This window comes from Flavobacterium sp. TR2 (genome assembly GCF_025252405.1).
Classification (GTDB): Bacteria; Bacteroidota; Bacteroidia; order Flavobacteriales; family Flavobacteriaceae; genus Flavobacterium.
Map to the genome: position 1 here is coordinate 2019403 of NZ_CP104307.1, position 16409 is coordinate 2035811.

The window sequence follows — 16409 nt, forward strand, 5'->3', positions numbered from 1 at the left end:
TACCCAATAAATTTAGTGTAACTAAAAGTTTTTACTTGGTTTTTAATCTTTAAATACAATATATCTTCTTGATGATAATTTTTAAACTTAAGAGAGATGAATTTTAGTTCTGATCCAATAAACACAATCGAGAATCTTATAACTAAAAACAAGACAAAAAATATATCCATTTATTTAATTCTTGTTTTATTTGTCACAATTTTTATACTTCTATTACCTGTAATAAAAGTTGACATTTCAAGCCAGAGCCGTGGAATTATAAGAAGCACAACAGATAATGTCCCTATTCCGGTTATTGTCAGCGGCCGAATTATTTCGCTAAATATTAAAAATAATGCTATAGTGCAAAAAGGAGATACTTTACTCAGAATTGCGATGCAGAATCTGGAAACCGAAAAAAAAACTCAAAAAGAAGTGTCAAATTCTGTCGCATCGCTTTTGCAGGATGTAAATTCAATTTTATCTGGAAAAAAGGGATCTTTAAAAACGTCGACTGCGCAAGAAGATTTTTTAAAATTTCAATCCCGTAAAAATGAATTGCAGAGCAAGGTTTCGCAGGCACAAATTAACTATGACCGTAATAAGGGCTTATATGATAAAAGTATTATTGCTAAAGTAGAGTTTGAAAAATATGAATATGAATTGCGTTCGGCCAATGAAGCGCTGAAAAGTTATATAAGCGAACAAAAATCTGCTTGGGAAAATCAAAAAAGAGACCTTGAAGAGAGAATGAAAACTTTGAGTGGGAGCATAGAAAAAATTAAAGTTGAAGAAAACAACTATGTTGTTACAGCTCCAATTTCAGGAACAATCGAAAGTTTTTCAGGTCTTCAGGAGGGCTCATTTTTAAATGCCGGTCAAACGATATTAAATATTTCAGCAGTAGATCATTTAATAGTAGAAAGTATGGTTTCTCCTAGCGATATTGGGCTTATTCATAAAAACCAGAAAGTAAAATTTCAATTAGATGCTTTCAATTATAATCAATGGGGATTGCTTGAAGGAAAAGTTATTGATATTGACCATAATGTCTCTTTTCAAGAAAATCAAACTTTCTTTAAAGTTCGAAGTGAATTAAGCACGACCAAAATGAGATTAAAGTCGGGATACCAAACCAATGTGTCAAAAGGTATGACACTCACAACCCGTTACATCTTAACCAGAAGAAGTCTCTTCGACCTGCTATTTGATAAAATAGATGACTGGTTAAATCCGAAACAATTATCAATCGATAATTAATATAAAAAATGGCATCTATAAAAATAAAACAACATGATATTAAAGATTGTGGTGCTGCTTGTTTGGCATCTATTGGAAATCATTACAAGGTTAACCTCCCAATAGCAAGAATTCGTCAATATGCCCATACAGATAAACGAGGCACGAATGTTCTTGGCATTATTGAAGCAGCCGAAAAAATGGGTTTTACCGCCAAAGGAGTTAAAGGTGGGCTAGATTCTCTAGATAAAATACCATTGCCTGCAATTGCACATATTTTTGTAAAACAGCAGCTGCAGCATTATGTGGTAATATATAAGATTGAAAAGGCTAAAGTTGAAAATCAGTCCAAAATTACGGTAATGGATCCAGGTCTAGGTAAAATGGAAGTATATACTTTTGAAGAGTTTCAGAAAATCTGGTCTGGCGTATTAATACTTTTTGCTCAAAATGATAGCTTTAAAGCGTACAATGAAAAAACGTCACCGCTGACGCGCTTTTGGCATTTGATTCAACCTCACAAGACCATTTTAATTCAGGCATTGTTTGGTGCAATTATCTTTACGGTTTTAGGATTGGCAATGTCTATTTATGTCCAGAAGATTACAGATTATGTTTTGGTAGAAGGCAATCGAAAACTTCTTAATTTGCTAAGTGTCTGTATGATTGGTGTGATTTTGCTGCAAGGATTTATCGGCACTCAAAAGAGTATTTTTGTTTTGAAAACTGGGCAGTTGATTGATGCTAAATTAATTCTCGGGTATTATAAGCACTTACTGCATTTGCCTCAGCGCTTTTTTGATACCATGCAGATAGGTGAAATTACATCACGAATAAATGATGCCGTCAAAATCAGATCATTTATTAATGAAGTGGCAATTGATATGATTGTAAATGTTTTCATTGTTATTTTCTCATTTGTATTGATGTTTACCTATCATTGGAAATTAGCTTTAATTATTTTAATGGTAGTGCCTTTTTACGGTTTGATTTATTTCATTCTTAATAAATTCAATAAGAAAGTTGAAAGAAATATAATGGAGAATGCAGCCGAGCTTCAGACTCAATTGGTTGAAAGCGTTACGCATGTGCGAACAGTTAAAGAATTTGGAATAGAAGAATTTTCGAATCTAAAAACTGAAAATAAATTTGTCAAACTCTTGTTTACAGCTTATAAATCAGGATTGAACAGTATTTTTTCAGGAACTTCCACGCAATTTTTAGCTTCTTTATTTACAGTAATTCTTATGTGGGTAGGATCAGGCTATGTGATTGATCGTGCCATTACGCCAGGCGAACTATTCTCATTTTATGCTTTAATAAGCTATTTTACATCACCTGTCGCCTCTTTAATAGGGATGAATAAAACAGCACAAAATGCTCTTATTGCAGCTGATAGGCTTTTTGAAATCATGGATTTGGAACGTGAAAAAACAGAGAATAAAATTGAAATGCAAAGGGAGAATATTGGTGATATAAAGTTTGAAAATGTCAGTTTTAGATATGGTTCCAGAATGGAGGTTTTTAAAAACTTTAACGCTGTATTTAGAAAAAATGAAACGACAGCAATTGTGGGAGAAAGCGGCAGCGGAAAAACAACATTGATTTCACTGTTGCAAAACCTATATCCAATAAATGAAGGGAAAATATACCTTGGTGATTATGACACTCAATTTATACATTATAAAAGTTTGAGGCAGCTTATTGGAGTTATTCCGCAACAGCTGAATTTATTCTCGGGGAATATTATAGAAAATATTGCATTAGGCGATTCTTTTCCTAACATTCAGAAAATATTAGATTTGTCAAAGCAATTAGGAATTCTTGAATTTGTTGAGAAATTGCCTAATGGTTTTGAAACCCAAATTGGTGAGAACGGAGCGATGCTTTCGGGAGGGCAGAAGCAAAGAATTGCGATTGCAAGAGCTTTATATAAAGACCCTGAAATATTATTAATGGACGAAGCCACTTCAGCTTTAGATACAGGTTCTGAAATGATTGTTAAACAAGCGATAGAAGATTTTAAAAAGAAAGGCAGAACCGTAATTGTTATTGCTCATCGTCTAAGTACAATTGCAAATGCAGATCAGATTCTAGTAATGAAAAATGGAGCAATTGTAGAATCTGGCGGCCATTTTGAATTGTTGGAGCAAAAAACAGAATATTATAATTTATGGGAAAAACAGAATTTAAACTAATAAGCATATCGTTTTTCAGGGAATTGCTTGATTATATAAATAAATAAAATAAATAAAAAAGCTCCAGATTTCTCTGAAGCTTTTTTTTCTTTAGTAGCCCTAACAGGACAATTCTCGAACCATTTTCACGGTGATTTGAAAATTTTAAATCCGATTTAGGAACTGTTTATTGATCGGTTATGTAGCTTTTTTATTATTATGAAATTTTAAAAGTGTATTTCTGAATTTTATTTTTCATCTGATTATTTGTAAAGCAGATAACTGTTTAACATTCTTTTACCTCTTTAAACTAAAGTGGCCCTTGAATTCATTTCCATTTGCATCTGTTGCCACAAACCAATAATCAGAGGACGGCATATCCAGTCCTTTATAAGTTCCATCCCAAGAATTATTAGCCGTTAGTGCTGTAATTAATCTTCCAAATCGATCAAAAATTCTAATAGCAGAGCCTGTTGCTAAATATTCTGAATTGATTATCCATGTATCATTATATCCATCATCATTAGGAGTGAAAAATTTTGGAAAAGAAATTTCATTACTGGGATCAGGGCAGTCAACGGCCGCATTTTTTATATTTATTTTTACTGGAGTTCTCATGCTCTCACAATTATCTATTGTCTGGGAAGCATAATATGTTTTTCCATCTTCAATTAGCGTTGATTCAGAAAGATTTGTTTCGTCTAATAGGGAAGAGTACCATCTTATGTTTTGTCCGTAAACTTTAATGAAGCTAATGTTTGCATTTTGGTTCGAACAGAAATTTTGCTCAGGATCAGCATCAGGAGTTTGCTCTTCTATAATTTTGACGAGTATTGCTTTTCTTGGGCCCTCACAGCCATTCAAATTTTGACTTGCATAATATATTGTATTATTAAGCTTCGTTGTTTCATTTAAAATATTTCCACCTGTTGTAGAGTCAAACCACATTATATTTTGCCCCATAATTACAATATTTTTCAAAATAGCATTTTGGCTAGCACAAAAAAACTGAGGGCTTTCAGCTATTGGCGCATCGTTTTGAAGGACAGTAACGGAGACTGGCAGTTTTTCACTTTCGCAGGCAATCGTTTGTGATACATAATAAGTTGTCCCATTTTGTAAAACAGTATTAGGGGAAAGTGCAGTTATTGCAGTATTGGCATCATACCACTTTAAATTTTGGCCGTTAATGCTTATATTGTTTAAGGTAGCATTCTTAGTTTTGCAAAATATAGGATTAGTGTCTCCTGTTGGAGCTAAAGGCTTACCTGTAATATTTACGCGAACAGGAATTCTTTCGCTTTCGCAACCGAATACGGTTAGAGATGCATAATATATTTTATTGTTTTCAAGTATTGCTGTCTTTGGCAAAAGAGTCCCTGCCGTTTCTGAGTCATACCATTTTGTATTCTCGCCTGTAATTTTGAGATCTGAAATAATCGGATTCTGATCTGAACAGAAAGACTGATTAGATTCAGTTGAAGGTTTGTTTGGATGAACAATTTTTATATGAATAGGAATTCTTCTGCTTTCGCAACCATTTAAGGTTTGAGATGCATAATAGATCTGATTATCTACAAGAGCTGTTGTTTTTTGAATAATATTGCCTTGAATTTCATCATCGTACTGCAACAAAAAAGGAGATTATAAAACAATATTCTGAAAATGAAACCGGAAAAATTGAGACACAAAGAAACATTGATAAAACTAAAACCAAAATCGAGAGAAATCCTCTACCAGACCAAACTATCATATTTATATTATTAATTATTCGCTTACTACTTTTAAAGTCTTTTTTCGGCTTATTCAGACTGTTTTTATAAACTTTTTTTTGGGGAATTTCATTAATTCAAGGCAAGGCATCCAATATTGAAAAGGCAAAGATTTCGGATAATCACATTTGAAAAATTTAGTCAATAGGTACTATAGAAATAATTAGAATTCTTAAGCTTCCTTAATTTATTTAATTCCTCCATCATCAATGATTACTGATTTAAAAAGTGGCTCTAAACTACTTCTGTCAGTATATTCAAGAGGATAGATCGCTCCTTGTTTTTTTGCTTTTTCGTTATACAAAAGTGCTATATCATTAACGGTTAGTGCTTTTTTATATATTCTTATCTCATCCAGTCGTCCTCTAAAATTTTCTCCTGCATTAGCATCTAAATTTCCAATTGTCAAATTTCTTCCAGTCCAAAGAATTTTTACGGGAAGTTTTATATGAGCAATTTCTGGATCAATTACCATCTTAGCCAATCTATCGAGTTTTCCATTGATGTATATTTTAAAAAAAATCCCATCAAATGTAAAAGCAATATGAGTCCATCTATTCAAACGTACTTTATAACTGGAAAGAAAATGTATGTATCCATTATAATAAGTGTGAAAATCAACAGTCCCGTCTGCTGTAATCTGCAGATTAAAATCCCGACCTGGATTTACTTTAGAAATAATATTATTATGCTGAGCATATTCATTTAGATAAACCCAGCTGCTTAATGTGAAAGAGGCTAATTCATTAAAATTTTCAACGTTATCAACACTTATTGAAGCATTATCTTCAAATGATAAAGCACCGTTTATATTATCATTTTTATCTTTTTCTGGCTGAACTCCAAGAGAAAAACAAGTGTTTTGCAAATTACTTTCATCCGTTAAATTTCCATTTAAAGGCAGATACAAAATTAAATCTTTATCAAATTTATAACCTGCTTTACGTTGAGAATGCCCTACTATACAACTTATTATAGTCAAAAACATTAAAAAAATTCGTTTCATCGCATTGAATTAGTTTATATGACTGTTCGCTAAGCGGATTAAAAAAAACAATACAGATTTCACAAATTCCAACAAATAACTTCTTTATTTTTTAAAGAATTAATTATTGAAAATCTATATTTAATTTTTAGCTCTATACACGCTACGTATAGTCATATTTTAATTTATTCGCTTACTACTTTTAAAGTCTTTTTTCGGCTTATTCAGACTGTTTTTATAAACTTTTTTGAGAAAAATTATGTCAACTTAACAATTATCCAGCCAATCAAAAAGGATAGTCCCATGGAAATAGCTAATGGTATTAAAAGTTCGATATTAATGATACTTTCCCTCCCAGAAGTATACCAATTATAAGTAACAGGCAATGTTGTTACCATACAAATACTTCCTGTTATTCCAGTAAATGGCTTCTCTTCATATGCCCAATAACCTACAAATCCAGCAAGAATAATTGAAATTATAAGCCAGACTGGTGAAGTTATATTAGAAATGGGTTTGATAACTCCTATCAATGCTACAATTATTACAGCGATTTTTTGTTTTTCTTCCTGAGATTCCGATCTCATTTTCTGTTCAAAAAGTTCCTGTTTATATTTATCTATTTCAACTTTTATTGTAGAAGCAGCTTCCTCTTTAGAAAAACCCTCATCTACCAAATTTTGAATTTCTTTATTAAAATCAAAACTTCCATTTTGAAAAGCCGTTTGGATTTTTTCTTTTTGATTTGTAGTTAACTCCATTTTCTTTTTCTCTTATTATTTAGCCAATTTTTGTTTTATTAATTTAATTTGTTTGTAAGCCACATAGTTCGCAACAATCCAAGTGATTGTTTTGACAAAAAACTGAATCTTTTCCGTCGCAACATATATAAAAAAACCTACATATTCGCTGTACACAGTACACATATCTATATAAATAAGGGAATTATTAACTATCCAAAAAAAAGAATATAACATATACTGATAGAAACAACAAATTCCTAAAAAGCATAAAAACACTTTTAATCGTGATACGGTTTTAATTTTTCTTATCAAATAATTGAGACAATAAAGGCCAATTATTAATCTACATGAAAGATCAAATAATAAGACAAATAATATACTCCACCAATTTAACCCTAAATAAACCAGTACTGGATTGGTTTCATGATTTATTAGAGGAGAAAGGAGTCAAGATGTATAGGCATGTCCTAAAACAAAAATAAAAATCAAAATCAACGGTAGAACCGGCAGAAAAATGCTTCCAGATTTCTTTAAATTAAAAAATATCATTTTTAAATCGTTTATTTATCATTTTTTACTCTTTAGGTTTCTTCTACAAAATCTTGAATTATTAAAAACAACCCATTGGGAGTAATTCGTGCTTTTTATATTCAACATATAGAAGCATAGAATTTATTTAAGAAAAAGAGCTTAGAAAGAAACTGGATTGTAATGAATTAATTTCAAATTTTACTGCATCATTTTGTCCCAAAACCGAAAACAAAACACAAAAGTATATTCCAATAATTCTTAATTTCAACATCGTCATTTCCATACTTTTATTAATATCTTCTTTAATTCGTTAATAAAAGCTCGTAATTCTAGATATTAAAAAATATTTCCTAAAATCATAATTCTAATTCTTATAACTATCTTTCCTTTCAATTGTTTTATCAGATTCGAGACCATTTATTTCTAGTGCTGAAATTCTTCTAATCCTGCTACTGTTTTCAACTGAAAATTGACAATTATTCACTGGTTTACATTCATTATTAATTGTTTCATATAAGTAATAATTTCCTTTTTCATACTGATTGGAAAAGCGAATAATTATGTTCTTTAATTCAACAGACAAATTATTACAAACCGTCTTTTTGGGTTCATTAACTTTATTAATTTCATCCATTGTTTTATCTAAATTTAGAAAAGCTTCAGAAAAGTATCCTCTTTTTTCTCCTTTAACCGAGCTAAGTGTATCATCAAAAAAATACATTTCAATCTTATCAAAAACTACATTTTTTATCATATAATTTAATAAAATGACACATTTTACTCTAGAGTTATATGGCGGACCAAAAGGAGGTGTTCTATATTTAACATTTTCTTTTCTTGTTGAAAACAGAAACACTTTTGTTTGCTTGGAATTACTTTCTGTTTCATTATTATCTGAAATTATTTTCAATTTGAGTTTTTGTTTTCCCAAGCTCTTTTTAAAATCAGTAAAAGTTGATTGACCAATTGTATAATTTCCTAACGGAAATGCCCTTTCCTGACCGAATGATAAAAAAGCAATGAATATTGCAATTAGTGATAGTATATGTTTTTTTGTAATCATTTTTATTGTATTATTTTTTTTAAGGTGTTCTTACAATACAAATTCGCCAACACCAAAAACGCTGATATAAGACTAAAATAATTTGAGTTTTTTTAAATTAATTCAAGTTACTATATTAAGAGATTTGTTTAATTGAGGTTTAAGTACAAAATAAAGTTAGCTTAATTACTAATAAAATAAGATGACAAAGATAAATTCACATCAATAATTTAAATGTCTTAATATGTCGTAAAAACATCATTATAAGACTAAAATAATTAAGTTTTTTAAAATTAATTAAAGTTGCTAGTTAGCAGATTTGTTTAAAATGTAACTCCACTTGTTGTTCTTGGATTAATCTGTTTTTTATTAATCATTAAAAAGGTTTTTATCTGATAAAATGTAGTTTAAAGACTGAAATAATAATGTTTTTTAGGTATTTATACATCCTTTTTGAGGTAAACCTTTTTCTTTACTAAATGTTCTAAGTTCGGGTCATTTTTAATACGCTCAATTTCAATTTCAATAATCTGAACAATATCCATTTTTATTTGTCGATAATTAAGAACTATTTCCTTTTTCATGTTATCCTGACCATGTATATCTGCAAAGGATAAAATATCAGGTGTTTTTTGATATGCTTTGGTTTCAGATGCAACATTATAGTTATCCACAACAATTTCAGCGTGAAAAATTTTCTGCTCGATGCGTTCGTCAAAATTGTCAGATACAGCCCCACAAAAATACCTTGGGTCAGTGTAGAGATTTTAGATAAAGGAATGAGACTGTCCAATTGCATGGAAATTGATGTAGAGGTATCATTGCGGTTGATTGTTAAACTGGCTATAGAAGATTTTAAAAAGAAAGGAAAAACTGTAATCGTAATTGCTCATCGTCTAAGCACAATTGCAAATGCAGATCAGATTCTAGTAATGAAAAATGGTGCAATTGTAGAATCTGGAGGTCATTCGGAATTGTTGAAGCAAAAAACAGAATATTATAATTTATAGGAAAAACAGAATTTAAACTAATAGATATAATGCTTTGCATGGAATATCTTGATTTTATAATAAATCATCCAATATAATTGCAGTAGAGAAGGAATAAAGTCTTTCAATGTTTTTTGATTCCCTTAAGAGCATACCATTTTGAACAGAATGAGATATAATAACAAAAAGCTTCAGAGAAATCTGAAGCTTTTGTTTTAGTATCGGGAACAGGACTCGAACCTGTGTCCGCCGTGGCGGATATGAGCCTGTTTAGCGGTTAATGTTTTAAACAAAAAAAAACACCATCTTTTTTAAGTGGTGTTTTTCTTAGTAGCGGGAAGCATTAAATTATCTAACCAGATCATCTTGGATTATTACAATATTTTAGCATATGCATCTTAATTTTTATCTGCTTTTTGTTTGCATGTCTACTCATATAATTATCAAAAAACATCAATCAAATTAAAAGCTCCTTTAGTAGTTTGTTGTGGAAAAATTATATATTTATAAATAAATAATATGTGAAATTTATCAAACATATCTGCCCAAATTTGGATGGCTTTGTAACACATATAAATAAGTTATAGCCAATGCTCGTTAAAAACGAAAAATGAAGTGAAAATGAAAAATCCAATTATTTTTTTAACCTTAATGTTTTTTATAAATGGATTTGTTTTTGGACAACCAGGATATTATGGTTCTTTTGAGTTTAAAATATTCAATGATAAAAAAATGGTAGATTTATCTAGTGATAATTGGAAAGTCATCACTTATAATACTTCAAATTTCTTTCCAACTCACGGTTATAAATACCCTGATTATTACAAAATAAACGTAGAAGGTGGTGATGGTAGAGAAAATTTGTTTGTAGATATTGTATTTAAAAAAGATACTATGCGTATTTATACCCCATCTATAGGTTTGCGAACCGTAACCTTTGATAGTATAGCCTTTAAAAAAGGAGTTTTTAAAATCCCAACTTTTTTATATGACTTAAAAGATTTGATAAAAAGCGAACCTAATTATGAATACATTCCTGATATAAAAGGTAACTGGGATTTATTTTCTACGAAAAAAGAAGTGTATAAATGCTACATCGAAAAGGTAGAAGATCTAGACATGATAAGTGCTCCTTTGCTTGCTCCAAATAGTGTTAATACCATGGGATGGAAGTCTTCAACATCCTATATTTTCAAAAAGAATTATATCATTAAAGATCACGATGGATATGACAGTAACAACCATTGGGACAATAAGCGTTACATCTATGAAATAAAAAATATAGAGGAAACTACATTTTGGGGCAGTAAAATTATAGGTTATGATATTTTATCACTTTATGCAAAAGAAAATACTTTATATGCTTTAATCAAAAAAAGCTATGCAGATTTAAATAAAGATACTTATGGAGTTTATAAATTATATTTTGTTGATGAAGTAATAATTACAGAGAAATTGGCTGCCTCATTAAAAAAACAACAAGTAGAAGAAGATTATCAATCTGCTATAAAACTGCAAGGATATGGTGGAGCACTAAGAGAAAAAATAAAAATAGAATACAACAAAATACCAAAATAAAGTTCTCTGTAATTCAACAATTTTATTTAGCTGTTTCTTTGACTCTTCGTGATTACCATTCAGAACTCGGGTTGTAACTAAAAATAATAATTCCTTAATATGAAAAATACTTTCAAACTGTTAGTTTTAGTTCAAATCGCAATTTTAACAAGTTGCAAAAAATCAACGATTAGGGATTCATCTACTAAAAACGCTATTGCCGCAGATACAGCAGCAAAAGCAGCTGGCGATATTCCTGCTCATAAGTATGGTATAATCATAAAAAGTAAGCAGTTCAAAATAAACGGAATAGAATGTTATTGGGAACATACTGATACTTTGACAAAAGAAGGGTCTATGGATTTAATAAAATTAAGAGACTATAAAACAAACCGAGTTTTAATTTATGATACCGAATGTTGTTTAAAATATGGGTTTGATTTTTATTCTCCTGATAATTTTAAGGATGTTAATTTTGATGGTTTTGAAGATTTTCTAATTAGAAGCTATGGAAGTATGGCTGCTTTTGAGACAACATATGTTTTTTTGTTCGACAATAAAACAAAACGATTCGTATCATCGAATTTATCAGGGAATGGTATTGAAATAGATGCTATTAATAGAAAACTCATTACGACCAGTTTTGATAAAGATAGTGAGAAAGCAGAATCGTATTATTTTGATAAACTTGGAAAAGTAAAATATACAGAAATAGTTACTGTTACCACTGAATATTTAGATACAATTCCTGTTGAATATAGAACTTATGAGAAAATAATTAACGGAAAAGTGGTGCAAACAAAGAAAGATTCTATAATCACTTCCGAAAAATAAGTTGAGTGAATAAAAAGGGTGATGTATCAGATGTGTTGGTAGCCAATTATTCTTTCTAATATTTCAGATAATCAATTGTTTATAGTGTTATAGCTGTAAAAATTAAAACAACCCAGAAAAAAGATGAAAACAAAAAAACACCAGCTTTTTCAAGTGGTGTTTTTCTTAGTAGCCCCAAAAGGACAATTCTCGAACCATTTTCATAGTGATTTGAAAATTTTAAGTCCGATTTAGAAGCTGTCTATTGATTGGTTATCTAGATTTTTTATTAATATGAAATTTTAAAAGTGTATTTCTAATTTTATTTTTCGTCTCATTATTTGTAAAGTGGATAAATTCAGGTAATTGTTTAATGTTTTTTTTATCTCTTTAAACTAAAGTGGCCTTTGAATTCATTTCCATTTGCAGCTGTTGCCACAAACCAATAATCAGAGGATGGCATATCAAGTCCTTTATAAGTTCCATCCCAAAAATTATTAGCTGTTAGTACTGCAATCAATCTTCCAAATCGATCAAAAATTCTAATAGCAGAGCCTGTTGCTAAATATTCTGAATTGATTATCCATGTATCATTATATCCATCATCATTAGGAGTGAAAAATTTTGGAAAAGAAATTTCATTACTGGGATCAGGGCAGTCAACGGCCGCATTTTTTATATTTATTTTTACTGGAGTTCTCATGCTCTCACAATTATGTATTGTCTGGGAAGCATAATATGTTTTTCCATCTTCAATTAGCGTTGATTCAGAAAGATTTGTTTCGTCTAATAGGGAAGAGTACCATCTTATGTTTTGTCCGTAAACTTTAATGAAGCTAATGTTTGCATTTTGGTTTGAACAGAAATTTTGCTCAGGATCAGCATCAGGAGTTTGCTCTTCTATAATTTTGACGAGTATTGCTTTTCTTGGGCTCTCACAGCCATTCAAATTTTGACTTGCATAATATATTGTATTATTAAGCTTCGTTGTTTCATTTAAAATATTTCCACCTGTTGGAGAGTCAAACCACATTATATTTTGCCCCATAATTGCAATATTTTTCAAAACAGCATTTTGGCTAGCGCAAAAAAACTGAGGGCTTTCCGCTACTGGGGCATCATCTTGAAGGACAGTAACTGAGACTGGGAGTCTTTCACTTTCGCAGGCAATCGTTTGTGATGCATAATAAGTTGTCCCATTTTGTAAAACAGTATTAGGGGAAAGTGCAGTTATTGCAGTATTGGCATCATACCACTTTAAATTTTGGCCGTTAATGCTTATATTGTTTAAGGTAGCATTCTTACTTTTGCAAAATATCGGATTAGTGTCTCCTGTCGGAGCTAAAGGCTTACCTGTAATATTTACGCGAACAGGAGTTCTTTCGCTTTCGCAACCGAATACGGTTTGAGATGCATAATATATTTTATTGTTTTCAAGTATTGCTGTCTTTGGCAAAAGAGTCCCTGCCGTTTCTGAGTCATACCATTTTGTAATCTCGCCTGTAATTTTGAGATCTGAAATAATCGGATTCTGATCTGAACAGAAAGACTGATTAGATTCAGTTGAAGGTTTGTTTGGATGAACAATTTTTATATGAATAGGAATTCTTCTGCTTTCGCAACCATTTAAGGTTTGAGATGCATAATAGATCTGATTATCTGCAAGAGCTGTTGTTTTTTGAATAATATTGCCTTGAATTTCATCATCGTACCATTTGATATTGATGCCTGTAATTTCTATGTTTTCTATATTTAAGTGATCATTGAAGCAGAATGTTTGTTGAGAATTCGCAATTGGCAGAGGCTGTTCTTCAATGATAATTTTTTGATTTTGTTTGGAAATATTCCCATTTCCATCATTATAATTCCATGTGACAGTATAGATTCCCGGCAAAGTAAAATCCAACGAATTTTCAGTTGTAGCAGTTATTAATCCTGCACAATTATCTGTTGCTGTCGGAATTGTGTTTATTATGGTTTGGCAGCTGCCCCTCACATCTGCTAAAACTGCAATAGTTGGAATAGGAGCAATGTTATCTCCAATAGCGACCTTTAAAGATAAAGTGCTTGGACAGCTTCCAGGCGCCCCTGATATTATACAATTATACTCGCCACTGTTTATTGCTGCAGCATTGGCTATTGCTGGATTTTGGTCTTGTGACGTGAAGCCGTTTGGCCCGCTCCAATTGTAAGCGGTTCCTCCTGAAGCAGCAAGTTCTAGAGTTTGTCCAATACAAATGGGGGAATTGCTTGAAATATGGGAATTAGATTCGCAGTCGTTAAACTTTACCAGAAATGCATCTCCAGAATTAAATGCGAGATTGGTGTAATTGGTGTTCTGATGTGTGCCTGGTGTTGCTATGTTCAGCAAGCTCTGGGTGCTGCCAGCCAAATATAGATTTCCATTTTCATCTGCAGCAGTTGAAAGAGCATCATCAGCAGCCTCTCCGCTAAAATAGGTAGACCATTTTCTTTCCCCGTCTGTACTGAATTTTACTAAAAAAGAGTCGGTGCCTGAAGCATTGCTGTAAGGGTTTTCCATGTAAGCGTTTGGCGTAGCGGAGAAACCGGCTTTTGTACGTCCGGTAAAGTATATTGTTCCATTTTTAGTAACTGAAAGCCCTAAAGCTTCTGGGTAAAAATAAGACCCCCATATTTTAAAACCGTTCGGATCGAATTTCAGAATGGCTCCGTTATTGCCGGAACCATTAGCAATAAAATTTTCCTGAAAAATGCCAGCCGTTGCGATTCCTGTGATGCTATTGGTTTGGCCAAGACAATACAGATTATTATGGGAATCTATTCCCAGATCGTGAAAGAAGTCTGTTTTTTCCCCACCAAAATAAGTCCCCCAGACCAGATTTCCATTGCTGGTAAATTTTGCTAAAAATCCTTCCCGATCGGAAGTGGTATGCGTTTCCTGAAATGAATTAGCCGTAGCAATGCCATTTTTGCTGAATGTTGAACCTATAAGGATGATATTGCCATTAGTATCCACTTTAGAATCATAAATGATGTCCTGGCCTGTTCCTCCATAATAGGTTCCCCATTCTCTGCGTCCGTCCCTATTAAATTTGGCGATAAAGCCATCTCCCGTATTGAAGCTGTCTAAACTGCTTTTGAATGAGGAAATGTCTGCGATGTTTTCTTTACTGTAAGTGGCGCCTACAATGTATATGTTTTCATTGGAGTCAAGAGTGATGCTTTTAACATCATCATTCGATAGCCCGCCATAATAAGTGCCCCATTGCCTAACTCCGTCTTTGTCAAATTTGGCTAAAAAACCATCCCAATAGTTTCCGTGCGCCTGCTGATGGCTGCCGGGAGTTGCTATATTATTATCGCTCATTGTCGAGCCGCCAACATATACATTATCATTATCCGAAACGACAATTTTGAATATATCTTCTGATTTGCTGCCTCCGTAATATGTTGCCCATAACCTTGTTCCATCGGCATTAAATTTTGCAAAAAAGCTATCATAAGAGGCGTTTAATGATCCAAAAGTGTTTTGATGGGCTCCATTTGATGCCATGTTTAATTTGCTGAAAGTATTGCCGCCAATGTAGCTGAAGTTATTTTTTGTAAAAACTGATGCGACAAAATCAGCCCCTTCCCCTCCATGATAGGTTCCCCACAAACGGACAGGCACAGGGTCAATAATCACAGTTTTATTGAGAATCCTGCCTTTAGCGTTAAAACCATACATATTGTTGCCAACCTGATCATAAGTAACGTCTATTTTTCTTTTACGATTCTTTTCTTCTATCCAGCTTTCAGGGAGTATTTCTTCCATGATTCCAAATGCAGTATTGATTTGAATTTTATTGTTTTTTAAATTAGTCCGAGCACCCTTAAACTTTAATTTTATATCTGAAATTTTTCCTTTAGGATGTATAATAAAGTTATATTCGACTGCTTTTTTTGCATCTTCAGGCACGGTAAAAACAATATCGATATGTGGATAGATATTTTTATATATGACATTCCCGTATTCATGCACTCCAATAACTCCATTTGCATTGCCCGGCACATTGTAGTAATTGCTGAAGTCTCTTGATTTGTGGGAGGCAATAAGTTTTGCATTGGGAGCAGCATTTATAAAATCAACATCAATTCTGTGGAGCTGGTAATCTGTGTTAGATTCTGATGCTGCGATATTTTTCATATCTGACAATGGAGACATTTGATTGGCTCTTCTTTTTTCGTAAACGTCATATGAAAAACCATTTTTGCGCAATTGAATGTTTAACCCATTATGCGTCAATAAAAATTTAACTTCATTGTTTGGTTTGCCATCCTGATTCAGGATCTGGCCTTTGTTTTCTTTAAAACCTTTGGACTGATTTATATGCTGAGACATGGCAGAGCAATAAAAAAGAATTGCTGTTATAAATAAAATTTGCTTCATGGTTAGATTTAAGGGAAGTGTAAATGTAGTTAAAAGTTTACAGGAATTAACAATGGTATTGAGTGGTATTATATTCTTTATGTAATAAATCAAGTATTGGAACTTAACGGATTTTAAGTTTTTTAACGGACTTCTTTACTGAATGCAATTTAAAAAAGCCTGAAAAAATAT

At 31.8% G+C, this 16409-nt stretch carries 10 protein-coding genes and 1 pseudogene; 5 read left to right on the forward strand and 6 right to left on the reverse strand.

The window, feature by feature from the left end:
• The first annotated feature begins 96 nt into the window (after positions 1 to 96).
• Both N4T20_RS09180 and N4T20_RS09185 read left to right on the forward strand, forming a co-directional pair.
• The gene (locus N4T20_RS09180; protein ID WP_260672727.1) at positions 97 to 1239 is read left to right on the forward strand and encodes an HlyD family secretion protein; all 1143 of its coding nucleotides are present in this window, start codon (positions 97 to 99) and stop codon (positions 1237 to 1239) included.
• Between the two features lie 8 nt (positions 1240 to 1247).
• Positions 1248 to 3416: a peptidase domain-containing ABC transporter gene (locus N4T20_RS09185; protein ID WP_260672728.1), complete on the forward strand. Its 2169-nt coding sequence runs from the start codon at positions 1248 to 1250 to the stop codon at positions 3414 to 3416.
• 276 nt (positions 3417 to 3692) lie between these two features.
• Here the strand turns inward: N4T20_RS09185 and N4T20_RS09190 are convergent, their stop codons facing one another.
• From N4T20_RS09190 to N4T20_RS09210, 5 genes and pseudogenes are all read right to left on the reverse strand, one after another.
• Positions 3693 to 5030 (reverse strand): T9SS type B sorting domain-containing protein, encoded by a 1338-nt coding sequence (locus N4T20_RS09190; RefSeq protein WP_260672729.1) that lies wholly within the window; start codon positions 5028 to 5030, stop codon positions 3693 to 3695.
• Between the two features lie 324 nt (positions 5031 to 5354).
• The gene (locus N4T20_RS09195; protein WP_260672730.1) at positions 5355 to 6173 is read right to left on the reverse strand and encodes a LamG domain-containing protein; all 819 of its coding nucleotides are present in this window, start codon (positions 6171 to 6173) and stop codon (positions 5355 to 5357) included.
• Between the two features lie 236 nt (positions 6174 to 6409).
• Positions 6410 to 6913 carry a hypothetical protein gene (locus N4T20_RS09200; protein WP_260672731.1) on the reverse strand — a complete coding sequence of 168 codons (504 nt, stop codon included), beginning with the start codon at positions 6911 to 6913 and terminating at the stop codon, positions 6410 to 6412.
• Between the two features lie 877 nt (positions 6914 to 7790).
• The gene (locus tag N4T20_RS09205) at positions 7791 to 8489 is read right to left on the reverse strand and encodes a hypothetical protein (RefSeq protein WP_260672732.1); all 699 of its coding nucleotides are present in this window, start codon (positions 8487 to 8489) and stop codon (positions 7791 to 7793) included.
• Between the two features lie 419 nt (positions 8490 to 8908).
• A pseudogene (locus N4T20_RS09210) lies at positions 8909 to 9309 on the reverse strand (conjugal transfer protein TraG); the annotation flags it as partial.
• Here N4T20_RS09210 and N4T20_RS09215 point away from each other — a divergent pair.
• The 3 genes from N4T20_RS09215 (at position 9266) to N4T20_RS09225 (ending at position 11848) form a co-directional block, all read left to right on the forward strand.
• Positions 9266 to 9478, forward strand: a complete 213-nt coding sequence (locus N4T20_RS09215; RefSeq protein WP_260673133.1) for a hypothetical protein — start codon at positions 9266 to 9268, stop codon at positions 9476 to 9478. The pseudogene N4T20_RS09210 and the gene N4T20_RS09215 overlap by 44 nt on opposite strands.
• A gap of 600 nt (positions 9479 to 10078) precedes the next feature.
• The gene (locus tag N4T20_RS09220; protein WP_260672733.1) at positions 10079 to 11035 is read left to right on the forward strand and encodes a hypothetical protein; all 957 of its coding nucleotides are present in this window, start codon (positions 10079 to 10081) and stop codon (positions 11033 to 11035) included.
• A gap of 99 nt (positions 11036 to 11134) precedes the next feature.
• Positions 11135 to 11848: an XAC2610-related protein gene (locus tag N4T20_RS09225; RefSeq protein WP_260672734.1), complete on the forward strand. Its 714-nt coding sequence runs from the start codon at positions 11135 to 11137 to the stop codon at positions 11846 to 11848.
• A 361-nt stretch (positions 11849 to 12209) separates the two neighbouring features.
• Here N4T20_RS09225 and N4T20_RS09230 read toward each other — a convergent pair whose 3' ends face one another.
• Positions 12210 to 16238 carry a T9SS type B sorting domain-containing protein gene (locus tag N4T20_RS09230; RefSeq protein WP_260672735.1) on the reverse strand — a complete coding sequence of 1343 codons (4029 nt, stop codon included), beginning with the start codon at positions 16236 to 16238 and terminating at the stop codon, positions 12210 to 12212.
• Between the last annotated feature and the right edge of the window lie 171 nt (positions 16239 to 16409).